Source organism: Vreelandella piezotolerans (assembly GCF_012427705.1).
Taxonomy (GTDB): domain Bacteria; phylum Pseudomonadota; class Gammaproteobacteria; order Pseudomonadales; family Halomonadaceae; genus Vreelandella; species Vreelandella piezotolerans.
On record NZ_CP048602.1, the window covers coordinates 456,400 to 480,980 of the forward strand.

The following is a 24,581-nucleotide window of genomic DNA, read 5'->3' on the forward strand; positions in this document are numbered from 1 at the left end:
TAGCGCCTCGCGCCGCTATACTTGAGTTTTTTGGCTCTTCGACGCTGAGTGTGGAATTCTTACCCTGAGCTAGGCCAGAATATAGTCTCCACAACGGCAGTAGGTATGACATGGACGGCACCCAAATTCTGGCGCTCGGCCTGGGCCTAGAAGCGCCCTGGATCCTCAAGAACCAGCACCTGGATACCTCCGTGTCGCCCCACCGCCTGGATCTCTATGTCGAGGCGGAGCGAGGCAGTCTCTATCCCTGTCCGGAGTGCGGTAAGGCCTGCCAAGCTCACGATTTTGCCGACAAAACCTGGCGACATCTGAACTTCTTTCAGCACCACTGTTACCTGCATGCTCGCGTGCCTCGCACGAAGTGTCCTGAGCATGGCGTCAAACGCATAGAGGTGCCCTGGGCGCGGCCGGGCAGCGACTTCACCCTGCTGTTTGAGCAAGCGGCCATGTCACTGGTCAAGGAGATGCCGGTGCTGGCCGTCTCCCGCCAGTTGGAGATTTCCGACAAACGACTATGGCGCATCGTGCATCACTACGTGGGCCGAATGCTGGGGGAACTGGATCTGTCCGAGGTGGCGACGGTCGGCGTGGACGAAACCGCGTCCCGGCGCGGCCATCACTACGTCACAGTGTTCCTCGACATGCAGCGCAAGCAGGAACCGGTGATCTTCGCTGTTCCAGGCTGCGGCAAGGATGCCATCCAAGCATTTAGTGCCTTCCTGACAGCCCATGGCGGCGATACGGACAATGTGGTCGAGGTAGTCTGCGACATGTCGCCCGCCTTCCTTAGCGGCATCACCGAGCATCTTCCCAAGGCCGAGGTAACGGTCGACTGGTTCCATATCGTGCAGACCTTTACCAAGCGGCTGGACGAGGTACGCAAGAAAGAGCGCCGCGAGCAGGAACACCCTAAATCGCTGCGCTGGGCACTGCTGAAAAATCTGGACAACGAGAATCTGAGACCTCAACAGTTGGCGGCGCTCCAGGAGTTGGTAGCTGATCAGAGCGCCACGGCCGATGCCTGGATAATCAAGGAAAAGCTACGCTGGATCCAGAAGGCCCCAACTCACAGAGCGGCTCAGTGGCGCATCACGAACTACCTCAAGGTCATGCAAGCGGCGGTTTCTGAAAAGCCACTACTGAAGCCGATGGGAAAGGCCTTGGCGACACTTGAGCGGCACGCGGAAGCAGTGGTCAGGCGCTGGCACTCGGGGCTGACGAACGCAAGACTGGAAGGGATGAACGGCCTGTTTCAGGCGGCTCGGTCACGCGCACGTGGCTATCGGAACGAGGCTAACTTCATCGCCATGATCTACCTGATTGGCAGCCCGGCGGGCCGCCTATTCGATCAGGCCAAATCCACATGAAGTGACGAAGAACCTAATAATATCAGTAGAATTTGGCGTCTTTTATATTCCATGAAGCTGAATTAAAGCTTAAAAGCATTAATCTGATAAGAACCTGAAAAAAGTCATAAGCAGGAGAGGGCCCCGCCATGACCACGCAACACCATTGGGAAGCGGTTTATCAGCGCAATGACGCAGATCAGGTCAGCTGGTTTCGCCCTCATTTGGAGATGATCCTGCCCAGTAACGGTGGACACCTCAAGAACGTCATACGTTACGATGAGGTGAACCATGGCAAGATCGACAACATCAATGAAGAAAAAATCATATACCCGTTACTCAGATGCCTACCGGCAAGAAGCCTTAGCGCTTGCGGATCGCATTGGCGTTGCAGCAGCGGCGCGTGAGCTGGGAATACACGCGAGTCAGCTCTATCAGTGGCGATCTAAAGCACAGCTGCAGCAAGACACATCCGAGCGAGAGCGGTCGTTGGCAGAAGAAAACGCCCGCTTGAAGCGCCAACTAGCCGAGGCAAATGAAGAGCTGGCCATCACAAAAAAGGCCGCGGTGTACTGTGCGAAAAGCCTGAAGTGAAGTACGCCTTTATCCACCGTCATCGTCAGGCGTTCAGTATTCAGCGTATGTGCCATGTTGTCGGGGTCGCTCGGAGTGGCTACTACGCTTGGCGGCAACGCGAAGGCGCATCGTCCCCAAAACGCAGCCAGCAAGCCATTATCGATCAGCATGTGGCCAAGGCTTATCACCAACGCAAGGGCCGCTCAGGCGCCCCGAGACTAACGCTAGACCTGCGAGATGATGGGATGCCGATCAACCGTAAGACGGTGGCTGCCAGCTTACAGCGTCAGGGCCTGCGCGCTAAAGCAGCTCGTAAGTTCAAGGCCACCACGAACTCACGGCATTCGCTGCCAGTCGCACCGAATCTACTAGAACAAAACTTCACGGCCTCAGCTCCTAATCAAAAGTGGGTGGGTGACATTACCTACTTGGCGACGGGCGAAGGCTGGCTTTACCTGGCAGTGCTCATTGATCTTTACTCTCGTAAAGTGGTCGGTTGGGCAATGAGTGAGCGTATGACGGCCGATCTTGTCTGTGACGCGCTACAGATGGCGCTATGGAGACGCAAAATGCCCAAAGGCGTGATAGTCCATTCGGATCGAGGTAGTCAGTACTGTTCCACGCGTTACCAATCGCTGCTTACCCGGCATGAGCTTACGTGCAGCATGAGCGCCAAAGGCAACTGCTATGATAATGCCTGTGCCGAAAGCTTCTTCCACAGCCTCAAGGTTGAAGCGATCCATGGGGAGCAATTTACAACGCGAAACGATATGAGGCGCCAGGTGTTTGAGTACGTCGAGCTGGACTACAACAAGCAACGGCGGCACAGTGCTATTGGGATGATCAGCCCAGAGGCCTTTGAAGCCCGAATGATCGCTTAAACCAGTGTCCACTGTTGCTGGGTAAGATCACTGTTGCTGGATAAGACCAATTTGACGATAGATGTGATGCATGGATGAACGGAATCTGATGGAGTTTAGGCACTTCGTGATGTTCGACATAAAGCTTGAGCAATTTAATTGATAAGTCTATTATATCTATATTGATATAATATTTGTGGTAATTGAGGAGTCAGCGTGGCGCGCAAGAAACCTGTTGCTTTCGTCGGAGATTCCAAGGATAGGCTGCGTGACTTCCCACTGGATGCGAAGAGAGAAGCGGGGTTTCAGATAGACAAAATTCAGTCTGGAGGTCAGCCAGACGATTTTCGTCCGATGCCAAGCGTTGGCTCTGGTGTAATGGAAATCCGTGTTCGAGACCATAACGGTGCCTTTCGGGTTTTTTACGTGGCCAGTCGAGGTGACGTGGTATTTATTCTCCACTGCTTCCAGAAGAAAACCCAAAAAACGTCCCAGAAAGACATCAATTTGGGCAAACAACGATACAAAGAGTTGCCCTGAGTCCAGCTACTAAGTGAGGTGAGATAATGACCATTGAGTATTACGACAGCGTGTGGGATGCCATTGAGGATACGCCTGAAGAAGCGTTAAATATGAGGCTCCGTTCCGAGCTCATGGCCAAAATTGCTGGCCGTGTGAGAGAGTGGGACATTACTCAGAAAGAAGCAGCCAGCCGATTAGGAATTACTCAGCCGCGCCTCAATGATCTGCTGAACGGTCGCATTAACAAGTTCAGCCTTGATGCGTTGGTCAACCTGACAGGGCCGGCTCACTTCCATCTCGAACTAGAGATTGAAGACGAGCAAGAGGTTGCTGCCTAAGAGAACGAGATCAGCGGGCCATTAGCCATCAGTAGATCGCAAAATGATCTACCTTGTGGCGTATTTTTATGGCGAGCCTCTCAATCAAGAACGTCACTAAACCAGCAACCCTGATGAAATATTCAAGTAGTCACTCGCTAACACTTGGTGAAAAATAAAGGTGTGCTGTCATAAAACCTTGAAAGCTGGTCTCAAACATAATGTCACCAAAGCATCGCTTGAGTCGTTGTCTTGGGCCTAACTGTGGCCTCAACGTCTTCTAAAGCAGCTTGTTTTGACCTGAAGCGGTAAACTGATACCCCATGGCTTTGTAGCCTTTCTCGCGTTTTCGATACATGCGTTCAAGCATTGGCAGTCCAGTATCAAGGTAGTCATAGATAGTGACTTCCTGCTTGCCTTCAACCGCTCTATGAATCCTACCCGCGTACTGTGACAGCGTTCCCTTCCAGGCGATGGGCAGTGCTAAAAACAGCGTGTCTAACCGAGGCAAGTCAAAACCTTCACCGATGTATTTGCCAGTTGCAACAATAACCTGAGCTTTATGTAACTGGACTTCCGCTGCCTGACGCTCTTTGACGCGCATCCCTCCACGTAACACAACCGACGATATCGACTCAGCGGCCAACAGTGCTGCTAGTGCCTCAGCGTGCTCTCGTCGTTCCGTCAGGAGAAGGCAGTTTGCCTGGTTGTTCACGCAGCTTGCTACATCCTGAACAATGTCTTTATTGCGGGCGTTGTTCTGTGCAAGCCAACGGTAAACTGAGGCTATGTGGGGGCGTTCATGAGACTGACAGATATGGGCAGGTGGAATTTCATGACGCTCCCGAATGATGACGTGCTGAACAAACTGGGAGCTGTGTTCCGCCCTAACTTTGTGACGAACGGGCCCCGCAATCATCAACATGATCTTTTGGTGCCCATCCTGGCGGTCAGGCGTTGCGGTTAGCCCGACGACATAGCGGGCGCTGACTTCGTTAAGAAGCATCTCGTAGCGCGGAGCTGAGATATGGTGACATTCATCGATAATGATCTGGCCATACTCTTTAGCCAGGTCGGAGACCGTATTGTCTTTTTTATTGATCAGGCTCTGGTAGGTGGCAACGTCGATCTGGCCGGAAGGTTTCTTTTTCCCACCACCGATGACACCCACAGAGGCACCCTCAATAAAGGTTTCTAGGCGCTCCTGCCATTGTCCTAGTAACTGGCGACTATGAGTGAGGATCAATGTGTTGACCTGTCGCTTGGCGATAAGGCCAATGGCCGTTATGGTTTTGCCGAACGCGGTCGGCGCATGCAGCACCCCGGTATCATGCTCGGCAAGTGCCTCCACAGCCCTATTCTGCTCATCACGCAGCGTTGCTTTCAGACTGATGCCATTTACAACTTGGCCGGGTAGTCTGCGATCATCGAGGTTTACCGTAATTCCTTGGCCCAGCAGCAATGCTTGAAGTTCGTCAAAACAGCCTCTTGGTACCGAGAGATAACCTTGCTCGATTCGGGCACAGGAGATGTAGCGAGGGATACCATGCGTTGAGAAACGAAGTGCCTGTGTTTTGAAAAAGACGGGATTGGCAAAGCTCGCCATGCGCTTAATGCGAGCAGCCAGTGTCCCTGGTATATCTGACAACTTCATATAAATACGATTAGCCAGTATGAGCGTGACGGTGTCAGGGCATCCGGTTATTTTCCCTGTCTCAACGGGTAGCGCTTGCTCCCAGGGCAATGCAACGTCTGCGGTAGCATCGGCATCAGGTTTTCTGCCGATCTTTTCTCCGAGCTGATCCGGTGAGAGAGATTTTTGCCGACTGAGTAGGGCCCATTGATCCGGATAAGGTGTCAAGTTATCGTCAACGAACACTGTACATCCGCGATGTCGCGCCTGGTGTTGAAGTGGCAGGGCAATCAAATTGCCAAACCCACCAGCAGGTATCGTGTCCTGATTCGGGAACAACCGGTCATAAGAACTGAAGGACAAGCCCGGATGGAGATTCATGGCTTTATCCAGCAACTTAAATCCCAACGTCCTCGCTGACCAGGCCGGAACGGCTTCCGAAAAGAATATCCACAGATGGGCACCCGCTCCTGACCGAGAGATCTCAACAAGATAAGGAATATCTTCATCACGACAGGCTTGAGCAAGCGCAAGAACGTCAGCTTTCCAATTCTCTTTATCAAAATCGACTGCCAGCAAATAGCAGGAGCTATCCGGCAGTAAAGGGTAAAGGCCAGCCACCTGCTTGCCAGAAAGATGGTCGTACACTGCGCTGACGTTTAGGGGTTTGAATTGTCGGTGGGGACATTCCCCGCACTTGACCTGGGGTTTCTGACAGAGCCCTGGGACCCATTCATTCTCACAAGCGACGGCATAGCCGGAACGGCCATTGGAGTTCTGCCAGCGAATCGCATAGACGTCCTGCCTACCACGAAAAAGCTTCCCGAACAGCTCGACTTTTTGATCGGGGGTTAGCGGCGGTGCAGTGAGCCGGTGCGCAACATGCTGCAGCTCGCGCTTCCGGGAAAGAAGATCAGCCTTTTCCCTCTCAAGCTCTAATAGCCTTAACTCAATAGCAGCAAGCTCTTGATCTGCTCGGATACCTACCTCGTGCTTAGTGCAGTTACTTTATTTGATGATTGCGTGTTTCAGTAGAGGCTTATGAACGCTAATTTACCGTCAGGGCTTTAACAAAGTGAGCATCATCATGCCCATTTTTCTGGTGTTCACGGCTGCATTAGATTTTCTAATTCATCCGCTCGCCTAGTGGTTTCGCTGAGCAAACATGAATTGGCGTTGATACGCGCCATTGTTCCTCCTTCTGGGGCCGCATAGAAACCGCAATTGGCTTCCTTGTATGTAATCCATATCCGTTGGACGCTAAGCAGCTGGTCGCGACGTTCATCGCTGAGGTGGCCACGAAGCTGCTGGTAGTTGTCATTGAGCCGCTGGTCCTGGCGTTCATATTCGTTTGATATGCAGGTGACTATATCGAGAGTGCTAACCGCTTGCTGCATACATGCCTCATAGGATTTTGAATATTCGTTACCGTAAGCGCAAGCGCTAGTCAGAAGGGTAGCGACGAGTAGGAGACGTTTGATATTGAGGCGTTTCATGGCGCTATTGCTCTCTGTTCAATTGTTGTACTGATGCTTGCCGACAAGAAAGTGGCGATCGGTTTAAATCCATTGCTTCTATTATCAAGATAGCCAATTATTCTGAAGTATGGGCGCGAGCGCATACCGCACAGAAAAGCAGAGGTTACCGAGTCGTGAAGCTGTTACTTTTTATAAGTCCCTGCTCACTAAAAAGCTATTGATTTAAAAATGAGAAACGCGCTGTCCTTACCCCAGCTATGGGAAAGCACCAAATACGTGTCGTGGCCCAAAAGCCACAGTAACCCTATGGTGCGCGTGCCACGCCCTTCGGGGAGACCTGAAACTAAGTCGATCCCGCGCTTAGCCAATGAATACGATACTTTCGAGCGATGCCTTGCGTATCGAGACCAGCGCGGCAGAGAGATTTGGGGCGAACGCCGCTGGAAGGAGCTGTTGCGAGTGGAGGCACGCTCCGTCGCGCGTCATCGTGAACGGCCTGCTGGCCCGATAACAGGCGTTTACCACTACGAGCGCCCCACGGGAACAACACTCTGGGTAGCGGCTTGGTATGAGTTGATGCCCGACGGTTCACGCAAAAAACGCAGCGCGCAGTTCAGTTACGGTACGTCACGCACCCGCTATGCGACCTCAGAAGAAGCCATGCAGGCGGCGATTAAGCGGCGGCAAGAGGAAGAGGCGCGCTGGTACTGTGTCGTGGGTAAGCGCGATCAACGGCGCGTGAACCAATGACGTAAGGTTCCCGCTTCAAGGAGTGTCGATGGCTTTTCGTTTTCAACGTCGTATTTCGCTTGCGCCCGGCGTGCGCCTGAATATCAGCAAGCGTGGTGTGGGCCTTTCTGTCGGCCCGCGCGGTGCCAGTGTCAGCATGGGGCCACGAGGTATCCATGCGCATGCCGGACTTCCTGGAACAGGACTGGCCTATCGCACCCAGCTGTCATCATCTCGTCGAGCTTCTTCAAAGGGTCAAGCAAGTGCTCCCTCAGCCCTAGAAACGCGCATTGGGCAAGGGGAGTCGCTGGGGCTTCAGCTGTCGGTTAAGAAAGACGGCAACGTGCGCTACCTATTTGAAGATGGCACTCCACTCAGCGACCAGGACGTACGTTGGCTGCGCCGTCATGCACGTGATGCTATTCGTGCACAGCTCAAGACACTCTGCGATGAATTAAACGCGGACATCGTGCGCTTAGGTCAGCTGCACCACGATACCCCATCTCCTCACTGCCGTGGCTACACCCCACGCCATTTTGCTGAGCCGGCACCCACTCCGCCCACGCCGGTGCCTCTTCCATGGTGGAAAGTGCTATGGCCACCGGCACGCCGTCAACATGAGGTCGATAACACACGTCGCCAGAAGCGGTTTAATGATGACTATCGTACCTGGGAGCACCGCAAAGCCGATTTTGATGCCGCCGAGTTTGCCCGACAACAGCGAGAAGAGCAGGGCGTGCTAAGACAACGTGATGACATGACACTCACGCTTCAAGAACGCCTAGAAGAGATCGACTGGCCTCGCGAGACCGTGATCGATTTTGATTTGGGAAGCGATGACACCACGATGGCGCTGGATATTGACCTGCCCTCTGACGATGACATGCCGGATCGAGAATGGACGATGCCCGCCAAAGCGCTCAAGCTCACCCCCAAGTCCCTGAGTGCCACACGACAGCGGAAACTGTACCGTGACCATGTCCACGGCATTGCCTTTCGTGTGCTTGGCGCCGTGTTTGTGCGTTTGCCACGGGTTCAAGAAGCACGGGTTTCTGGGTATCGGCAAGTGATCGATCCTGCCACTGGTGGCACTCGCGATCAGTATCTCTATAGCATCAAGGTCACCCGAGCACAGTGGAACCGTATCCACTTTGATCAGCTGGCGCAGGTCGACCCGGTGGCGGCGGTAGAAGCGTTTACACTCCGCCGCGAGATGACCAAAACCGGCATCTTTCGTGATATTGAACCGTTTAAGCTGGTTTAAAACGCCTCTCGCCAATACCGAATCGACGTTTCAGAGACTACTCCCTGCTGGGTGCCGATCTCGATGACCGCTTGCTGAAAAGTGCGCGCTAGGTCGGGCTGGTGGCACAAGGCTAACGACCGAATCATCCGCGTGATACGTAAATGGTTATGGCCACCGGCTTTCAGCCAAATGTGCGTTGGTATGGCCAGGGTGGGTTGAGCGACGATGCCGTTCTCAACCCAAGTGAGGCCACAAAAATCAAGTATCGCCTCAAGCGAGCGCTGTTGATGCTGACCTATAATGTCGTAGCGGCTTGAGCCATTGGCACTAACTGGGGCGTAAAGGCGTTAAAGCGGCCTAGGGAACAGCCACTGAATATAGCCGTGCGCTTGTTCCAGCTAAAAGAGCGACAGCGTCTAGACATTCAGCTCAAAGTAATGCAATTTTTTTATGAATCTACCGCAGGAAAATACTTTGCGCCTAGTTAACCAGCATTGAAACCAAGATTAGGACAAATCAAACAAACCATTTTGTCAGATTTACGGCGGTAATTATGACCAGTCCAGACATAGGCTTTTATCCAGATGGTCATATTTTGATATTGAAATCGGATGCAGCTCTTTTCATCAATGTGCTTTCTTGATCGCTTGATGCTTCGGTCACGTTCATAGACTGTGGCAACTAGGCCAACGTTGTACTTACGTCCTATCTCTTGTTGATATTTTACAGACTTAAAGTCACCACTAGAAAATTGATAGAGTTCGTTTCTTTCAAGATCTAGCTCAGTTTTGACACCATCCCCTTGAATGGTATAGGGATGGCTGTGATAGTCCCCAATAAAACTTAGCTCTGGATAATATGTTTCTATAAAGCTACTTTTAGCATCGTAGCTTTCTTCTTTGTCGATGACAAAATCCTGGGATCTCTCCGCCGCTGTTGAAACATCAGCCATTACGACTCGAAAGACCTTTTTTCCTGCAGTGTCTTCACTACGGTAGCCCCATAGGTTGCCAAATGTTTCAAGGTATTTTTCTGAATCACCCGAGTCATGCTTAGCATGATCAACTTTATATGCTTCTAGAGCAGCAGTCACTATAGTGAAAAAAGATTGATCTGAAAGAGAGACAATACATATCGACATAAGAGGCCTGAAATTTAATGAGTAATTGTGGTTGGTCAAAACTCAAGGGAATTTATGCTTTTTTCAAAGCTATGGATTGACTGCGCACTGGCTCGTTCTATTTTATTATATTGATTTTTTGGCGCAAGATGATAATGAATATGAGAGTTTCTTTCGTGCCTTTTACGAGTTCTGATCAGTGCTAGTCGGTTCAGCTGTACTTATACAAAAGTTGAATTTATTGTGTGTTGCTGGGCAGCTTTATTTTAGTTTTGGCGTGAATTTAAAATCCGATAGTGATGTGAGTCATTTTGACGTTTCGCTGTAGCCAGGCATTTTTTAAGTGGCGGCGGTATAAGCGTTGACACTCCGCCGCGAGATGACCGAAGTCGACATCTTTCGCGACATTGAACCGTTTAAGCTGGTCTAAAAGGCCTCTCGCCAATACTGAATCGACGGCTCAGAGACTACTCCCTGCTGGGTGCCGATCTTGATGACGGCTTGCTGAAAGGTGCGGGCTAGGTCGAGCTGGTGGCACAAGGCTAACGACCGAATCATCCGCGTGATGCGTAAATGGTTATGGCCTCCCGCTTTTAGCCAAATATGGGTTTGTATTGCCAGCGTTGGTTGAGCGACGATATCGCTCCCCTCCCGAGCGAGGCCAAAAAAATCGAGCATCACCTCAAGCGAGCGCTGCTGATGCTGGCGCATAACGTCACTTCTCTCAAACGCAGCCTGTACCGTTGGCGTCAGCAAGGGAGCAAAGGCATTAAAACGGCCGGCCTCCGGGATAGGGAACAGCCACTGAATATAGTCATGGGTGTGCTCTAGCCAAAAAGGCGACAGCACCCAAATATCCTCCAGGCACCGGCCTTTATGATCGCGGCCTTCACTGCAGTAAAACTCAATCAAGCGCTGATCATTATCCATTAAGTAGCACTCATCAGGGGTTCCATCGGGGCATATAACGCCATCTCTCGGGCATGTCGTTCAGCGTTTTCATCCTGATACGCCTCAATGCCCTCCAGTGCACGAAGGTAATAGGCGGGCAGGCCATGCTCACGGGCACCCGTCAAGACATGGTGCTTATACCAAGTATAGGGGCGCAGACCGAGTGCGGTGAGGTTGCCGATATACGCCTGCACCTCAAACTGCCGGTCTCTGGCGAGATCCGTAACGGTAAGCCACGTCTCGTTATACGCCGCGCCCAGTCCCTCATAGCGATCGAGCGTCGGCTTGTGATGAGACGCCATTTCCCAAATGACCCCATAGACAGCGGACTGCGCTGAGGCAGGCACAATATCGCATTTGCCTGAGCCGTCCCCGCCGCGCTGGTGAAACGCTAGGCGGTAAGCGGGCAGCAGCGCTGTCGTCACAAAGCGTGCTGGAACGCGAGCCGCTAAGCGCTGGGTCGCCATATTGGAACCGTAGGCAAAATAGAGCATGGGAACCCTCCTTGGTGTGGCAATGATAACGTCGTCGCATTTTTCCGCATGCGGAAAACAAAGGGTGTTTACAGACCACGAGGCTAACGGCTGTTTATGAAGACGATGGGGACTCTGTGGCGTAGTGCGCCAGCATCTGTTCTGCGTTCGTTTTGATCGTCTCTCGCCACGCTTGAGGCGCGGTGACCTTGATATTGGGTCCCATGCCCATCAACCACCACAGCGTCTGCTGGTCATCCGGTACGTGGGCGGTCAGCCGATACCAACCGTCAGTATCCGGCAACGCCTCTATCGATTGTGGGTCTGATAGCGGCGTTTCCTGTAGCAGCCACGCCACTGGCCTAGTGATGTCAGCCTCTAGTACCACATCGCTCGGACCCTGCCGATACCCAAACGCACCGCCTTTGATGTACTCATCAATGTCAAAATCGCGCTGTTCTTGCCAGGGCTGTTGACTGAGTGTTGCCTGCTTCACGCGGTGAAGGGCGAACTGGCGCAGATCCTTAAACCCATCCACATGAGCTAACAGATAGGTGGCACTGTGGCGGCTCACAATGCCTTGAGGGTGGAGGATAAACGCCTTTTCAGAGTGACTGGTGCGTGATAGATAAATAACGTCAACGGCTTTCTGCTCAAGGAGTGCCTGCGAGATGGTCTGCCAGGTTGCCTCGTTAATCTCAGCGGGGATCAGCGCTTTGCCGTTAGGAATGGCGCGTACCTTACGTGCCCACTGGCTAAGCCCATTAGCGCTCATGTCGTCCAGCAGTTTCCGTGCGTCAGTAAAGTGGGGCGAGAGCTGGCCGACCACCACTGGAGGCAACAACCCCTTCAAATACTCCTCGGCTAAGACCAGCGTCAACGCGCTGGGCACATCCAGCGCGGGTAGCTGACACTGAAACTCACGATCAAAATACCAGCGGTAAGGTTTCTGGCTATCGTCACAGCCAATCGGAAACTGTGTGGAGAGCTTTTGGCTTAAATCCCGCTGCAGAGAACGTGTATCGATATTAAACCCGCGCTCTGCAAGCTTCTCTTTCAATACGGGCGTCGCGATACGCCCTGGAAAGCGAGGAATCAGCTGTAGCATGGTCAAGTAACGGAAAAGCGTATCGCGGGGTTCGGACATAGTGACGCCAACCTTGGCTGAACTCATGAAAGCGTTGAGTTTAACGCGCCTCACAAAACTTAGCGACCCGTGCTGGTAAAGCGCCGGGTTCTTTGGCTATAAGGTGTGCACGCTGCCGCCACATAGCAACGGTACTGTGGTCTATATGAGTATTGGGCAACTCATGCCATAAAGCGGCGGGGTGTATGTCTAAAGACGCTTCTACCGCAATATTGGGGTGTCCTTCTAACCAGCGATACACACTCATCGCGCTGCGTCCCACGCAGACTGGAAAGAGCAGGGCATCAGCGGGGAAAGGAACGTCAAGCGCCAGGAGCAACGCATTCACCTCATGGTCACAAGCGAGATGCCAACGACGATAGTCGGCAACCAGCGGTGCGGTCAGATGACCTGCCACGCAGTGCCAAACGAGATGTGCTTGTAAGAACTGACGGGACGTATCAGATAGTGTGGCACTGTAATCAGGGCAGATATAAAGCTGTTTGCCATCCGTGCTGGCACTATGAAAACGTGAGTCAGTGACGGGGGTAAGGGTGAGAAACTGGCTTAAAAAGCCCATGACGGGCATTTCATATTTCCACTGCTCACGATCATCTAGCCACTTGGCGATTTCCTGTTGGGTAGTGTCTTGAGTCGTTACACATTCGTTCATGGTCATCGTAGCGTCCACCGTCCCTGATAAGAAAGGATAAGGCTATGACGAAGCTACGACATTATGTGTCGCTTTAGCGTTTGTTCTGGTTCGTTGTCGAGGGTATGGGCCGATGAAGCCTTCCACTATGCTATTCGTTTATTGCCTTAGCGGATTAATTACGCGGTGTTTTATGCTGTCGGCTAAGTACTCTTGCCAGTCAACAAAGCGCTGGCAGTGGCGGCCAATATATGCCCATTGCTTTCCTCATTAACATGTGACGACCACATCACAAACGATGACATTAAGGATGCTTGCATTGATAAAGAAATAACTTAGGCAGCCGAGGTGGGGCATCGCATTTCTTGTCGCCAGAACGGTTAATCAAAGATATGCGACGCGTAGTGTCGCAAATGCGGCACATACTGGTTGGCAATCACAGCACACTGGAGTGCCTTCTATGTATGCAACCCCCGCTCAAGCACAGCAACTGCTTCGCCATCAGGTAGAACAACTCGCTAGCGACCCAGCGCTGGCTGAGCAACTGCCACCGCTGATGCTTTGGGGGCCGCCAGGCGTAGGGAAAAGCTCGGTGGTGCGCCAGGTGGCTGAGCGGCAGGGCATAGGGTTTATTGATATTCGTCTCGCTCAGCGTGAACCGATCGACCTGCGTGGCCTGCCGGTGCCTGATCATGAGCGCGGTGTGGTGGACTGGCTGTTGGCCGGTGAGTGGCCACGAGACCCTAATAGCTGTGGCATTTTGCTGTTCGATGAACTCACCGCCGCAGACCGCAGCCTGCAGGTCGCTGCGTATGAGCTGATCTTAGATCGACGCTTAGGAGACCTTTACCGTCTGCCGCCGGGCTGGCTGGTGGTGGGAGCAGGAAATCGCAGCGAAGACCGCGCCGTCGCGCAAACATTCTCTAGTGCCCTAGCGAACCGTTTTTGTCATATCAGCCTAACACCTGACCTAGACACCTGGACGCGCTGGGCGGCCGGGGAGGGGCTGCATCCCGACGTGACCGCATTTTTACGCTTTCGGCCAGAATGCTTCTTCGACATGGAGGGCAATGTTGAGCAGGGCTGGCCAAGCCCGCGTAGTTGGACGCGCGTGGCACAGTCGCTTAACCACAGTCAGAAGCTGCCTGCGGCGACCCAAGCGCTGATGGTTCATGGTCTCGTCGGGCAGGGCGCGGCAACCGAGTTTTTGGCGTTCCGTGATTGGGCGCTCAAACTGCCAGATATTCCTGCCATGCTGAATGGAAAAGCGCCCATCGAAATTCCAACGCGTGCTGATCAGCGCTACGCTTTTTGCGCGGGGCTTGCCCACGCGTTATGGCAACACGTTGCTGATGACGCACTTTATGAGGCTAAAACACAGCAGCGTATCGCGCGCTTTTTTCAGATCAGCCAGGCGCTCAGTGCCGACTTTGCCACGCTAGCGCTGATGGATGCCATGCAAGGTGGCAGTGACAATCAGCAGCAAGCGCGTACCTTAGCGTTAATGAGCCACCCCGCCTTTGATGCGTGGAGCGAGCAGCATGGGAGTGTGTTTCAAACACACCTGGCCAATCATATAAATGCTGCGTTGGCGGCTGAGTCGGTGTCATGAGTTGCCAGCGCGGCCCTAGCGCTGCTGAACAAACGCTCAAGCGCCACATCCAACGCCAGTGCGAAGCAGACCGTGCGGTTTTAATGTCGGCACAACCGTTTACCGCTCGGTTACTGATGCAGCTGTCAGTGGTGAGCGTTGTCGATGACCGCCTGCCGACGGCAGGCACGGATGGCGAAACGATCTTCGTTAATGCTCAGTTTATGGCTCAGCGCAGTGATGCAGATCGCCGTTTTATTCTGGCGCATGAGGTGTGGCACTGTGCCTTGGGCCATCATGCTCGGCAGTTCGGACGCGACCCTAACCACTGGAACCGCGCCTGTGACTACGAAATCAACGGCATTTTGCGCGAAGAGCTACGCCACTGCCCAGACGATGCGCTCTATCACCGCCGCTATTTAGGCAGCTCTGCTGAGCAAATCTACGCTGACCTTCGCCAGCATCCCCACCGACGAGAGCGAGGGCGTGTACTGGATGAACATACGCTCCATGTTGCCATGACGGCAGCGGAGGGCGTGATCGACCCAGATTTTACACCCAAGCCTGTCACGCCAGAAAACGCCCGAGTCTGGCAGCAGCGTTTAGTCGCCACTGCTCAGCAGCATCAGCGTCAGCAAGGCCATTTGCCTGGGCATCTAAACACGCTCGTCGAGCGCTTACGTAAACCACAAGTGCCTTGGCAGCAGGTGCTGGCGAGCCACATTCAACGGAGGTTAACCGGCAACCGGCAGTGGCTACCGCCATCACGTCGTCACCTGCACCGTGGCCTGTACCTACCTAGCCAGCGTAGCCAAACGCTCGCGCTTGCCGTCGCCATTGACACCAGCGGCAGTTGCCAACGGGCGTTACCACACTTTTTAAGCGAGCTTGCCGGTATTTTAGCGGCCTGCGATCGGGTGGCGGTGGACGTCATTGAGTTCGATAGCCAGATTACCCAACGCAGCATGCTGCACGAAGGCCAGCTCCATGAGCTCGCGCACTGGCAGTGCCAAGGCGGTGGCGGAAGTGATATTCGCCCCGTCTTCGAATCGCTGGCGACCACACCACCTAACGTACTGGTGGCGTTAACGGATGGAATGATCAGTGCACCCCAGCGGTCACCAGCTTACCCGGTGATATGGTGTCTCACTGCGAACCACCGGCCCCCTGTGCCCTGGGGTGAGGTGCTATCCATGGATGGGGGGCCGATCGCGGAGCGAGACACTACCGATAGACATGCCAAGTCTCAAAGCAACGGTCACACTGAGCTTGATGAGCTGGAGGCTATCTTTGGAAGGGTAGTGAATCGCAGCCACTAGGAAGAGTATCGATCTACCCGTCACGTTTAAAGGGAGTGTTTGCTGGATAACGTTTTTATGAAAATTGAGCAACTAGTCCACACTTTTATGCGCACATAAGTGTTTTTTATTGGCTCTTCGACGCTGAGTGTGGAATTCTTACCCTGAGCTAGGCCAGAATATAGTCTCCACAACGGCAGTAGGTATGACATGGACGGCACCCAAATTCTGGCGCTCGGCCTGGGCCTAGAAGCGCCCTGGATCCTCAAGAACCAGCACCTGGATACCTCCGTGTCGCCCCACCGCCTGGATCTCTATGTCGAGGCGGAGCGAGGCAGTCTCTATCCCTGTCCGGAGTGCGGTAAGGCCTGCCAAGCTCACGATTTTGCCGACAAAACCTGGCGACATCTGAACTTCTTTCAGCACCACTGTTACCTGCATGCTCGCGTGCCTCGCACGAAGTGTCCTGAGCATGGCGTCAAACGCATAGAGGTGCCCTGGGCGCGGCCGGGCAGCGACTTCACCCTGCTGTTTGAGCAAGCGGCCATGTCACTGGTCAAGGAGATGCCGGTGCTGGCCGTCTCCCGCCAGTTGGAGATTTCCGACAAACGACTATGGCGCATCGTGCATCACTACGTGGGCCGAATGCTGGGGGAACTGGATCTGTCCGAGGTGGCGACGGTCGGCGTGGACGAAACCGCGTCCCGGCGCGGCCATCACTACGTCACAGTGTTCCTCGACATGCAGCGCAAGCAGGAACCGGTGATCTTCGCTGTTCCAGGCTGCGGCAAGGATGCCATCCAAGCATTTAGTGCCTTCCTGACAGCCCATGGCGGCGATACGGACAATGTGGTCGAGGTAGTCTGCGACATGTCGCCCGCCTTCCTTAGCGGCATCACCGAGCATCTTCCCAAGGCCGAGGTAACGGTCGACTGGTTCCATATCGTGCAGACCTTTACCAAGCGGCTGGACGAGGTACGCAAGAAAGAGCGCCGCGAGCAGGAACACCCTAAATCGCTGCGCTGGGCACTGCTGAAAAATCTGGACAACGAGAATCTGAGACCTCAACAGTTGGCGGCGCTCCAGGAGTTGGTAGCTGATCAGAGCGCCACGGCCGATGCCTGGATAATCAAGGAAAAGCTACGCTGGATCCAGAAGGCCCCAACTCACAGAGCGGCTCAGTGGCGCATCACGAACTACCTCAAGGTCATGCAAGCGGCGGTTTCTGAAAAGCCACTACTGAAGCCGATGGGAAAGGCCTTGGCGACACTTGAGCGGCACGCGGAAGCAGTGGTCAGGCGCTGGCACTCGGGGCTGACGAACGCAAGACTGGAAGGGATGAACGGCCTGTTTCAGGCGGCTCGGTCACGCGCACGTGGCTATCGGAACGAGGCTAACTTCATCGCCATGATCTACCTGATTGGCAGCCCGGCGGGCCGCCTATTCGATCAGGCCAAATCCACATGAAGTGACGAAGAACCTTTTTATTTCATTTATATGCGCATAAAAGTGTGGATTTTCATCTGGATTAGTATTGCGCGGCAGCTCCCCAGCGCAAGTACAAGACCCCGCTCTCTCATAATTGGAAGTAACATAAGGCTAGCATCGTCCGGCAGCTACCTATGTCCGCCGCGGAACCCTACACAACTCTCTACGTCGATCAGCCAAAAAAATGCTATTACCGCTCTCAAGGGTGTGCGGGCAAGCAACATAATAGCCTCAGCTATTGCTACTGATTATTGATCAGTCGAGAACTTAAACGCCTTTGAAAGCAGACTTTGCTGGTTGATCATTCTCGGCGCTGTCGCATCCGAAAACATGCCTTTAGGGTCTATAGTTACAAATCCCCAAAACTGTAAAAAGCGACCCACAAAACGGGACTCGATCAACAAACGCAGCAAGCGCGTGGGCGAGTAGTGTGGATCGGTGGGCATCTCGTCAACAAAACGGGGGAAGGCCACGGCCATCTCGTTAGCCAATTGATCTACAGAACCGTGACGTTGTAACCGCCACAGCATAAATAGCCAAAACGGCCGGAGGTCAGCCTCTTCTGGCCAGCTATCCAGGTAACCCCAGTTATATGTTGTGACCGCCGCTTCGAGCATCGGTAGAAAAAAACCGTGAAGGCCATGTGTTTGATACTGTTTTTGCGCGATTTTCTTTACATGAAACTTACCGCTACGGCGGTAAATAATGCCTGCCGCTTCCGCAAGAATGCGCGTGTAGTGCAAGGCATTAAACGCTTCTTCGTTATGGCCCGCAAACTCACTGATGCTGATATGAGTGTGGTGCTGAGACACTGCGAACGCTGGGAGTAGGGCACTAGCCTGTTTGACTAACGTGGTGGGCAGGTTGCCCTTTGGTGTTGCTTTAAAGGCGCCACCTTGCTGCATGGCAGCCTCTACAATGAGCGATAAGTAACGCATCACCGGGCTGGTGGATAAATCATCTGGTGGGTGGATGGTGGCCCCTGAAAACTCTCCAAAAGGTGCATATAGCCAGCTATACACTTGCTCGGGTGATAGGCCACATAACGCTTCTACGGCGCTATGGTTTTGTTCATCCAGACGGTTTTGCATGATCAAACGTAAATCATCGGGGCTGAAATACGGTTTCATAGTATTGCTCCTGGCCGCTGCGAATGCCTTTGAGCTCGAGTAAACTCTAATCCATTTGATTTTCGGTGCTTTCTACAGATCGGCGCTGACTTTCTGGGCATGGGTAGTGCTCATTGTCAGTCGACGGGGCAATCTCAAGCTTGGCGCGTTCTAAGATATCAGCGGGTAGCTCTTTCTTCACTGAGACGCCAAGCTCTTTAAATTCATGCGCCTGCTTGATCAGATTGCCCCTGCCGTTGACCAGTTGTCCCAGCGCCTTGTCGTAGCTACCCCGAGCACCGTCCAGTTTCTTACCAACGTCCTGCATGCTTTCAACGAAGCTGGAGAGCTTGTTATAAAAACGTTCGGCACGACTGGCCAATTCAGCGCTGTGCTTACTCTGGTTTTCAAATCGCCACAGTTGACTGACAATATTGAGGCTGGTTAGCAAGGTTATTGGGGTGGCGACCAGCACATTATTCTCAATGGCACGTTGATAGAGAGTGCTGTCATAGCGAACCGCCTCAACGTAGGCCGATTCAATCGGGATAAACATCACAACGACTTCAGGGGAGTTCAGGCCCGGCAGGTCGTAATAATGTTTGTCTGCCAGTTCGGTAATGCGAGAACTGACAGCCTTTGTGTGCTCCGCTAACGCATGTTGCCGTGAGAGGTCATCCTCTGCGTTCACATACTCCAGATAGGCGTTGAGCGAGGTTTTGGCATCAATGACCAGATGACGACCCTGTGGCAAATAGATCACAGCGTCTGGACGGCGCTTTCCTTCCTCAGTATCAAAGCTTCTTTCGCGCTGATAATCATCCCCAGGGCGCAGGCCCGCACTATCGAGGACGTTTTCTAACATCAGCTCACCCCAATTGCCTTGCACCTTCTTTTGACCTTGGAGTGCCTGGGTAAGCTGTGCGGCTTGGTCGGTAATGTCCTTATTCAAATCCTGTAGGTGCCTTAGCTCTGTCCGTAGGCTGGCACGCTGTTCAGTTTCTTGGGTGTGCAGGCTTTCCACTTTGTCGCGGAAGCCTTTTATTTCGGTTTGGAACGGCTTGAGTAGCTCGGTTAGGTTGCGCTCTGAGAGAGATGAAAATGCCTTGCCTTTCTGGTCGAGCAGTTCGTTGGCTAGGTTTTCGAACTCTATTTTGAGCTGCTTTTTGCTGTCTTCCATCCATTGCAACTGCCGGTTGAACTGCTGCTCTTTCTCTTCAGTGCGGGTTTGCAGCTCGCCATGCTCGTTTTTGAGTGCATGGTAAGTGGTTTGAAGTTCTGTAAGGCTCTTCTGGAAAGTATCTCGCTGCTCACGGGATTCTTTGAGATTGGTGGTTACCGCATGGAGGTCTGATTGGATGCTGCCGTGGGCTTCGCGCAGCTCGGCGATCTGCTGATGGGCATCATCAAGTTTCTTCTGATAATCCTGGCGCTGTTGGTTCAAGGTGCTTTCGGTGGCTGCCAGCTTTGCCTGGGTTTCTTCTAGCAGTCTGTCGGACTTGAGGTTAATGGATGAGCTGAGGCGTGGGTTCTTCACCCCCCCCCCTGTGTTGGTGTTGGTGTTGGTGCTGTTGTGTGGCTCTTAACCTGCCCCTCAGCTTCTGCAAGGCGGTTCTGACGCCTTGCCTGCTGGCCGGTTGGGCGCGGCGAGCCCTCAGCCCGCCGTCAACCGGTGCATCCGCTTGATATTCCACGCCATGGTGGCCAATCGCCACTCGCCGCTGACCTTATCCAGTCCGCGTAGCGAGAACTGCCGGAACCCCATCACGTGTTTGATGATCCCGAAGACCGGCTCCACGGTATGTTTGCGCAATGCGTAGAGCGCTCGGCCCGCCTGCGTCTTCAAGCGGTGTGCCATCTGTTCGACGGGGTCCTCGCTCTCCGGGGCAGGCGGATCCGCGGCGAAACGTTCAAAGACCGGAAGGTGATGGACGTCTCGCTTCATCGCCAACAGCGGTTCGATACCATGGTCATGGCAGGCCTGGATATTGCTGGCACTGAAGTAGCCGGTATCACCCAGCAGGTGGTCAGGTTTTCCCAGCGTTTCCGGGTAACCTTGCCAGGCCGTCAGTAGCGGCATGACTTGCTGCTTGTCATTGGTCGCCTGCGTGACGTGGACATGGGTCACCAGCAGACTCTCGGTATCAACCGCGGCTTGGGCGTTGTAGCACTGATCAAACCCCTTGCCGGTGACCGGCATGATGCGCGACTGCGGGTCGGTGAAATTGATCTGATCCTTGTCACGCGGGCCACCAGTGGGCGGTTCGGGGTCACGCCCACGGGGCTTCTTGCCGGCCTTGCGCTGCGCCTCCCGCCGCGCCACCTTTTCCTGATAGGCGGCTTGCTCGGTGGCGTCCCGCTCCTCGGCGCGCGCCTCGATCTTGGCCTTCGCCTCAGCGATGGCCGCCAGGCGGGCTTCACGGCGGGCAATCTCGGCGGGGATATCCATGCCGTCGGCCGCGTCCTCCTTGTCCGCCGACTCGGCCCGCTCGGTCAGCGCTTTCACCTCTGCCCTGAACTGTGCCTCCAGCTTCTTGGCATGGCCATACGACAACGCCTTGTGCTTGCTGGCGTTGGCCTTGAGCTTGGTGCCGTCCAGGGCGATGGTGCCAAGCTTGAGCAGCTTCATCTCGCGGGCCAGCAGCACCTGTACGAACAACTGTTCCAGTTCCGGCAGAAAGCGGCGGCGAAAGGTGGCCAGCGTGTCATGGTCGGGATGGGTATTGGCGGCCAGGTAGCGGAACGCCACCGAGTCATAGGTGGCACGCTCGATCTTGCGGCTGGAGACCACCCCGGTGGCGTAGCCGTAGATCAGCAGGCTCAGTAGCACCGCCGGGTGATGTGCCTTGGAACCCCGCCCCATGTAACGCCGGGTCAACGTCGAGAGGTCCAGTTGTTCGACAACATCGACAACGAACCGCGCCAGGTGACCATCGGGCAACCACTCGTCTACCGAAGGCGGCAGCAGGTAATCGGTCTGGCGATCCACAGGGATGAAGCGGCTCATGGCGATCTTCTCAGCTCGGCGATGACGGTGGTCAGTATCTCACGGTGCAACGGAAAGACCGACAGGCTGCTAGCGCTTGAGTGCGAGATTTAAAGTCGGCTTGGACGCTGCCTAATGCCTCACGCACTTGTGCGAGGTCTTTGTTAAGTGTGCTGAGTTTTTCTTGGGATGCCTCTCTGAGCGTCGTAAGCTCATCATCCAGGGTATCGATACGCTGACGTGCCTCTTTAAGGTTCGATGCGCTTGATTCAAGTCGGGATGCCCGGTCACTCAATTCAGATTTGAGTTCAGTAAGATGCTTGTTCAACTCACCTTGGTGGGTCTGATGTGTTTTAAGTTCGCGACGCGCTTCATCAAGCTGCGTTTGGGTGGCGGTCAGTTGTTGCTGGGCAGATTCACGATGGGCTGACAGTTCTCTTCTAACGCCTGACAATGTTTCCCTTTCAGTTGCTTGTTCTACTCTCAAGTTTTGTAAGGTGGCGCTTTCACTGTCGAGGGCACTATCCAGCGCGGAAATTCGGTCTTTAGATGCTTGCAGGTCTTCACTGATCGTCTTGTGCGTCTGTTCAAGCTGTTTTAAGTCAAATTCCTTGGCCTGAAGGTCAGTCTCCCTAGATTGAAGAGCTGCTTGGACAGCCTCTTTCTGTTTTCGCACGAATGAAATTCGCCGCTGCTGAAGGGCAAAGGCAAGTAATGCACCTAAAATAAAGAGGGCACTGCTGATGAGTACTAGATTGAGTGGCTGTTCCATAAATAACTCCCAGCAAGATTGATACGAAGAAGATAATTTTTAGCTTGGCGTAGCCGTTTGGCAGTAGAATCGATTGTGATTACTGCTCGCCTAACCAACCCATGACTGCCTGCAATGCTTGTTCCGAGGGCATGGCATTGCGCTTGCCTCGCGCCTGACTAAGCACCCATTGATCACCCAAGGGAGCAATGGCAACGGTTAAGTGCTCTGGATGACTCATGTGGTAAATCGCGATAGACCCTTGTGCCACCAATGAGTGGTAACTGCCCACACAATGCTGCATGCGTTTGCCTTCAAGCAAGAGTGAGTTCCAAGAGGTTAAGGCGCAAATACCTTCTTGGTTCGGTAGCGGTGCGTTGGGGAAGGGCCCATAACGCTTTTCCAGCGTGTCAGCTTGAACCGCGCTTTGTGCCTCATTTTGGGCATTAAAGAGTGCGATACGACGATCATGCAGCGCTTGTAGCTCCGCTATCGATCTAACACGACGAAGCCTTGAGAGGTTGGCAGCATCTAGGCGGTGTGTGTCTTCTAACATGGAGGTTAGCCAAGTGCGATCATGAACACGGTTGGTCGAGTTCAACGCCTCATCAATGAGCGTGAGTAACCCTGGCCATCGCTCCCCTTGGTAATTCCCTAAGAAAATTAACTGTTGAGCATAGGGTGCCGGATGGTGCCGAAGTAGGGACTTGGTGCGGGGATCCATTAATGCGCGCTTAAGTGTGATGAACTCTCGTCCAATCATAGGGGTGAGCGCGCATCGGCGCAGCAGTTTGGCAGTCGCCTGCGTACTGGGTAAGCCAGCATAGCCGCACAGCTCAGATTGCTTTTTGCTGAGCAAGCTCAATAGATAGGGTTCTGACCACTGATGCTCGATGGCTTTCTCAGTGAGTAACACCAGCAGCAGGGGAGAGGAAACCGCCAGATCTAAGGCCGCTGGGTGGCGGCCTGTCAGCTGGGCCAGCTCCATGCCCAAAAAGGGTACGGCGTTAACCAGTGTTGTTACCTCAGCAGGCATACCCCGCGTTAAGGCCTCGCCATGGGTGTTCATCAGGGCCTGCCAACCAATCCCCGCAGGGGCTAAGAACTCTCCCCACGCCAGCGGCTCATGATGGGTTTCGCTGACCCAGGCAAAAGGCGCGGGTGAGCACCATGGAGATACTTTCACGACCAAGGGGTAACCAACGGCAGCCGATAAGTCGAAGACAATACGTTGATCGTCACGCGTTACTATCCTCTGCAGCGATAGCGGTGCCCATCGTTGTAAGACACGGTGCATCCATGCGCGCATAGCTATGTTAAGCCTCAGTCTTGATGATGGATTACATCCACACTCGTAAAACTGTTTAACGCTAGCGGTACTCCCGGTGAATGGGTATAAGCCACTAGCGCACCTCCGTAAGCCGCTGCGTAATCCAGGCAAGCCACGTTACGACCCAAGCGCAGCGGGGTGCCTGTCAGCGCATAATGACCAAAAAAAGTAGGGTGGGCGTTATGCGGATAGCCATGCTCACGCGCCTGGGTGGGTAAGAGCTCCCAAGGGTGAATCAGTGCCACGTCGTTGGGCCACCACCAAACGCGCTTTCTAATAGTACGAAACCCCGACGCTGAGACATAGGGACGAACCGTGTGTTCGCAGCCGGCAATCACTCGATCCATCGCAAAATAGGTGGTCGAGTACGTGTCTTCATAAGCGGCCATGGCGGCATCATCCAAGCAGCGAATGCCTGTTGCTTTGAGGTGCTGAATCGAGGCTTCATGCCACCAAGCATGTACTACGCGACACTGTTCCAGTTCCAGAAAGAGAGGCTGTGTGCGTAGCCACTGAAAATGTTCGAGCAGTAGTGCTAGGCCATCTTCCTCAGCGGCAAACTCATCGACCAACCGTTGGCGATCATAGAGCTGGCGCGTTGCCTTAATAAAGTCGCGTGGATTGTATTGATACTGATAAGCGTCTCGTACCCAGTTCAATTCGTGATTACCCACGACCATAAGGGCTTGGCCTGTATCGACCATTTTGCGTACTAAACGAAGTACCGCACCTGGCCAAGGTCCTTTATCAATAATATCTCCAACAAATACCGCTACATGCCCTGGTTGCTGCCAACCTTGCTGCCCTTTGCGATACCCCAGTTGGGCTAGGAGTGCCTCCAGCATATCTAACTGACCATGCACATCCCCAATGATGTCGTAGTGTGTTGTATCACCCATGCCTTCTCTCCTTCCTTGTTGAGGTTTAACAGCATGCCATCCTGATGCGACGCTTGGTGTCGCAAGCAGGCGATAAGGTGTGGGAACAACCCGATGTAGA

The 24,581-nt window shown here is 53.7% G+C and carries 22 protein-coding genes; 9 read left to right on the top strand and 13 right to left on the bottom strand.

From position 1 onward, the window contains the following. Nucleotides 1-110 precede the first annotated feature (110 nt). The 4 genes from GYM47_RS02170 (at nucleotide 111) to GYM47_RS02185 (ending at nucleotide 3,642) form a co-directional block, all read left to right on the top strand. Entirely contained in the window at nucleotides 111-1,367 is a 1,257-nt protein-coding gene (locus GYM47_RS02170; protein ID WP_168444423.1) for an ISL3 family transposase, read from the top strand. A 270-nt stretch (nucleotides 1,368-1,637) separates the two neighbouring features. Beyond that, nucleotides 1,638-2,803 (top strand): IS3 family transposase gene (locus tag GYM47_RS02175; RefSeq protein ID WP_101146503.1). Its coding sequence is split into 2 segments (ribosomal slippage): nucleotides 1,638-1,899 and nucleotides 1,899-2,803, totalling 1,167 coding nucleotides; the frame shifts between segments, so codons are not numbered across the junction. Nucleotides 2,804-2,998: 195 nt separating this feature from the next. Next, complete coding sequence (locus tag GYM47_RS02180) at nucleotides 2,999-3,322, top strand: type II toxin-antitoxin system RelE/ParE family toxin (RefSeq protein WP_044629647.1); 324 nt, start codon at nucleotides 2,999-3,001, stop codon at nucleotides 3,320-3,322. A 26-nt stretch (nucleotides 3,323-3,348) separates the two neighbouring features. Further along, a complete protein-coding gene (locus tag GYM47_RS02185; RefSeq protein ID WP_044629646.1) occupies nucleotides 3,349-3,642 on the top strand; it encodes a helix-turn-helix domain-containing protein in 294 nt (97 codons plus the stop codon). A gap of 259 nt (nucleotides 3,643-3,901) precedes the next feature. On the opposite strand, the gene GYM47_RS02190 is transcribed toward GYM47_RS02185, so the two are convergent. Together GYM47_RS02190 and GYM47_RS02195 are read right to left on the bottom strand one after the other, a co-directional pair. Continuing rightward, nucleotides 3,902-6,235 carry a TOTE conflict system archaeo-eukaryotic primase domain-containing protein gene (locus tag GYM47_RS02190; protein WP_153844186.1) on the bottom strand — a complete coding sequence of 778 codons (2,334 nt, stop codon included), beginning with the start codon at nucleotides 6,233-6,235 and terminating at the stop codon, nucleotides 3,902-3,904. A gap of 125 nt (nucleotides 6,236-6,360) precedes the next feature. Continuing rightward, nucleotides 6,361-6,651, bottom strand: a complete 291-nt coding sequence (locus tag GYM47_RS02195; protein WP_168444424.1) for a lysozyme inhibitor LprI family protein — start codon at nucleotides 6,649-6,651, stop codon at nucleotides 6,361-6,363. A 540-nt stretch (nucleotides 6,652-7,191) separates the two neighbouring features. Between GYM47_RS02195 and GYM47_RS18320 the strand changes: the two genes are divergently transcribed. Further along, nucleotides 7,192-7,482: a hypothetical protein gene (locus GYM47_RS18320; RefSeq protein ID WP_231125681.1), complete on the top strand. Its 291-nt coding sequence runs from the start codon at nucleotides 7,192-7,194 to the stop codon at nucleotides 7,480-7,482. Between the two features lie 28 nt (nucleotides 7,483-7,510). Next, a complete protein-coding gene (locus GYM47_RS02205) occupies nucleotides 7,511-8,725 on the top strand; it encodes a DUF4236 domain-containing protein (protein ID WP_153844188.1) in 1,215 nt (404 codons plus the stop codon). Nucleotides 8,726-9,191: 466 nt separating this feature from the next. Here the strand turns inward: GYM47_RS02205 and GYM47_RS02210 are convergent, their stop codons facing one another. The 5 genes from GYM47_RS02210 to GYM47_RS02230 all read right to left on the bottom strand — a co-directional run bounded on the left by GYM47_RS02210 (nucleotide 9,192) and on the right by GYM47_RS02230 (nucleotide 13,056). Next, nucleotides 9,192-9,848 carry a hypothetical protein gene (locus GYM47_RS02210; protein WP_153844189.1) on the bottom strand — a complete coding sequence of 219 codons (657 nt, stop codon included), beginning with the start codon at nucleotides 9,846-9,848 and terminating at the stop codon, nucleotides 9,192-9,194. 405 nt (nucleotides 9,849-10,253) lie between these two features. Beyond that, nucleotides 10,254-10,757, bottom strand: coding sequence for an opioid growth factor receptor-related protein (locus GYM47_RS02215; RefSeq protein ID WP_153844190.1), 504 nt, complete (start codon nucleotides 10,755-10,757; stop codon nucleotides 10,254-10,256). Next, nucleotides 10,757-11,272 carry a gamma-glutamylcyclotransferase family protein gene (locus tag GYM47_RS02220; RefSeq protein WP_153844191.1) on the bottom strand — a complete coding sequence of 172 codons (516 nt, stop codon included), beginning with the start codon at nucleotides 11,270-11,272 and terminating at the stop codon, nucleotides 10,757-10,759. Before GYM47_RS02220 ends, GYM47_RS02215 begins: the two co-directional genes overlap by 1 nt. Nucleotides 11,273-11,366: 94 nt before the next feature. Further along, nucleotides 11,367-12,398 (bottom strand): helix-turn-helix transcriptional regulator, encoded by a 1,032-nt coding sequence (locus GYM47_RS02225; RefSeq protein WP_153844192.1) that lies wholly within the window; start codon nucleotides 12,396-12,398, stop codon nucleotides 11,367-11,369. A gap of 40 nt (nucleotides 12,399-12,438) precedes the next feature. Next, nucleotides 12,439-13,056, bottom strand: a complete 618-nt coding sequence (locus GYM47_RS02230; RefSeq protein ID WP_153844193.1) for a DUF2201 family putative metallopeptidase — start codon at nucleotides 13,054-13,056, stop codon at nucleotides 12,439-12,441. A 433-nt stretch (nucleotides 13,057-13,489) separates the two neighbouring features. Here GYM47_RS02230 and GYM47_RS02235 point away from each other — a divergent pair, with 433 nt between their 5' ends. From GYM47_RS02235 to GYM47_RS02245, 3 genes are all read left to right on the top strand, one after another. Next, nucleotides 13,490-14,641 carry an AAA family ATPase gene (locus GYM47_RS02235; RefSeq protein ID WP_153844194.1) on the top strand — a complete coding sequence of 384 codons (1,152 nt, stop codon included), beginning with the start codon at nucleotides 13,490-13,492 and terminating at the stop codon, nucleotides 14,639-14,641. Continuing rightward, complete coding sequence (locus GYM47_RS02240) at nucleotides 14,638-15,939, top strand: vWA domain-containing protein (protein WP_153844195.1); 1,302 nt, start codon at nucleotides 14,638-14,640, stop codon at nucleotides 15,937-15,939. The genes GYM47_RS02235 and GYM47_RS02240 overlap by 4 nt, the downstream gene beginning before the upstream one ends. A gap of 189 nt (nucleotides 15,940-16,128) precedes the next feature. Further along, nucleotides 16,129-17,385, top strand: a complete 1,257-nt coding sequence (locus GYM47_RS02245) for an ISL3 family transposase (protein ID WP_168444423.1) — start codon at nucleotides 16,129-16,131, stop codon at nucleotides 17,383-17,385. Between the two features lie 269 nt (nucleotides 17,386-17,654). Here GYM47_RS02245 and GYM47_RS02250 read toward each other — a convergent pair whose 3' ends face one another. The 6 genes from GYM47_RS02250 to GYM47_RS02275 form a co-directional block, all read right to left on the bottom strand. Next, nucleotides 17,655-18,536, bottom strand: coding sequence for a SecC motif-containing protein (locus tag GYM47_RS02250; RefSeq protein WP_153843401.1), 882 nt, complete (start codon nucleotides 18,534-18,536; stop codon nucleotides 17,655-17,657). 46 nt (nucleotides 18,537-18,582) lie between these two features. After that, entirely contained in the window at nucleotides 18,583-20,052 is a 1,470-nt protein-coding gene (locus GYM47_RS02255) for a DNA recombination protein RmuC (RefSeq protein WP_196781575.1), read from the bottom strand. Nucleotides 20,053-20,169: 117 nt separating this feature from the next. After that, nucleotides 20,170-21,522, bottom strand: a complete 1,353-nt coding sequence (locus GYM47_RS02260; RefSeq protein WP_153843402.1) for an IS1182 family transposase — start codon at nucleotides 21,520-21,522, stop codon at nucleotides 20,170-20,172. A 31-nt stretch (nucleotides 21,523-21,553) separates the two neighbouring features. Continuing rightward, nucleotides 21,554-22,273 (bottom strand): hypothetical protein, encoded by a 720-nt coding sequence (locus GYM47_RS02265; protein ID WP_153843403.1) that lies wholly within the window; start codon nucleotides 22,271-22,273, stop codon nucleotides 21,554-21,556. Between the two features lie 79 nt (nucleotides 22,274-22,352). After that, the gene (locus GYM47_RS02270) at nucleotides 22,353-23,549 is read right to left on the bottom strand and encodes a PcfJ domain-containing protein (RefSeq protein ID WP_168444425.1); all 1,197 of its coding nucleotides are present in this window, start codon (nucleotides 23,547-23,549) and stop codon (nucleotides 22,353-22,355) included. Between the two features lie 26 nt (nucleotides 23,550-23,575). Next, the gene (locus GYM47_RS02275) at nucleotides 23,576-24,481 is read right to left on the bottom strand and encodes a metallophosphoesterase (RefSeq protein WP_153843405.1); all 906 of its coding nucleotides are present in this window, start codon (nucleotides 24,479-24,481) and stop codon (nucleotides 23,576-23,578) included. Nucleotides 24,482-24,581: the final 100 nt, after the last annotated feature.

Excerpts from the sequence above, each read along its gene's own strand:
- GYM47_RS02235 (WP_153844194.1), top strand. The coding sequence starts at position 13,490 with ATGTATGCAACCCCCGCTCAAGCACAGCAACTGCTTCGCCATCAGGTA.
- GYM47_RS02210 (WP_153844189.1), bottom strand. The coding sequence starts at position 9,848 with ATGTCGATATGTATTGTCTCTCTTTCAGATCAATCTTTTTTCACTATA.
- GYM47_RS02205 (WP_153844188.1), top strand. The coding sequence starts at position 7,511 with ATGGCTTTTCGTTTTCAACGTCGTATTTCGCTTGCGCCCGGCGTGCGC.
- GYM47_RS02225 (WP_153844192.1), bottom strand. The coding sequence starts at position 12,398 with ATGTCCGAACCCCGCGATACGCTTTTCCGTTACTTGACCATGCTACAG.
- GYM47_RS02250 (WP_153843401.1), bottom strand. The coding sequence starts at position 18,536 with ATGAAACCGTATTTCAGCCCCGATGATTTACGTTTGATCATGCAAAAC.
- GYM47_RS02265 (WP_153843403.1), bottom strand. The coding sequence starts at position 22,273 with ATGGAACAGCCACTCAATCTAGTACTCATCAGCAGTGCCCTCTTTATT.
- GYM47_RS02275 (WP_153843405.1), bottom strand. The coding sequence starts at position 24,481 with ATGGGTGATACAACACACTACGACATCATTGGGGATGTGCATGGTCAG.
- GYM47_RS02170 (WP_168444423.1), top strand. The coding sequence starts at position 111 with ATGGACGGCACCCAAATTCTGGCGCTCGGCCTGGGCCTAGAAGCGCCC.
- GYM47_RS02245 (WP_168444423.1), top strand. The coding sequence starts at position 16,129 with ATGGACGGCACCCAAATTCTGGCGCTCGGCCTGGGCCTAGAAGCGCCC.
- GYM47_RS02215 (WP_153844190.1), bottom strand. The coding sequence starts at position 10,757 with ATGGATAATGATCAGCGCTTGATTGAGTTTTACTGCAGTGAAGGCCGC.
- GYM47_RS02260 (WP_153843402.1), bottom strand. The coding sequence starts at position 21,522 with ATGAGCCGCTTCATCCCTGTGGATCGCCAGACCGATTACCTGCTGCCG.
- GYM47_RS02185 (WP_044629646.1), top strand. The coding sequence starts at position 3,349 with ATGACCATTGAGTATTACGACAGCGTGTGGGATGCCATTGAGGATACG.
- GYM47_RS02230 (WP_153844193.1), bottom strand. The coding sequence starts at position 13,056 with ATGACCATGAACGAATGTGTAACGACTCAAGACACTACCCAACAGGAA.
- GYM47_RS02270 (WP_168444425.1), bottom strand. The coding sequence starts at position 23,549 with ATGCACCGTGTCTTACAACGATGGGCACCGCTATCGCTGCAGAGGATA.
- GYM47_RS02220 (WP_153844191.1), bottom strand. The coding sequence starts at position 11,272 with ATGCTCTATTTTGCCTACGGTTCCAATATGGCGACCCAGCGCTTAGCG.
- GYM47_RS02195 (WP_168444424.1), bottom strand. The coding sequence starts at position 6,651 with ATGCAGCAAGCGGTTAGCACTCTCGATATAGTCACCTGCATATCAAAC.
- GYM47_RS02240 (WP_153844195.1), top strand. The coding sequence starts at position 14,638 with ATGAGTTGCCAGCGCGGCCCTAGCGCTGCTGAACAAACGCTCAAGCGC.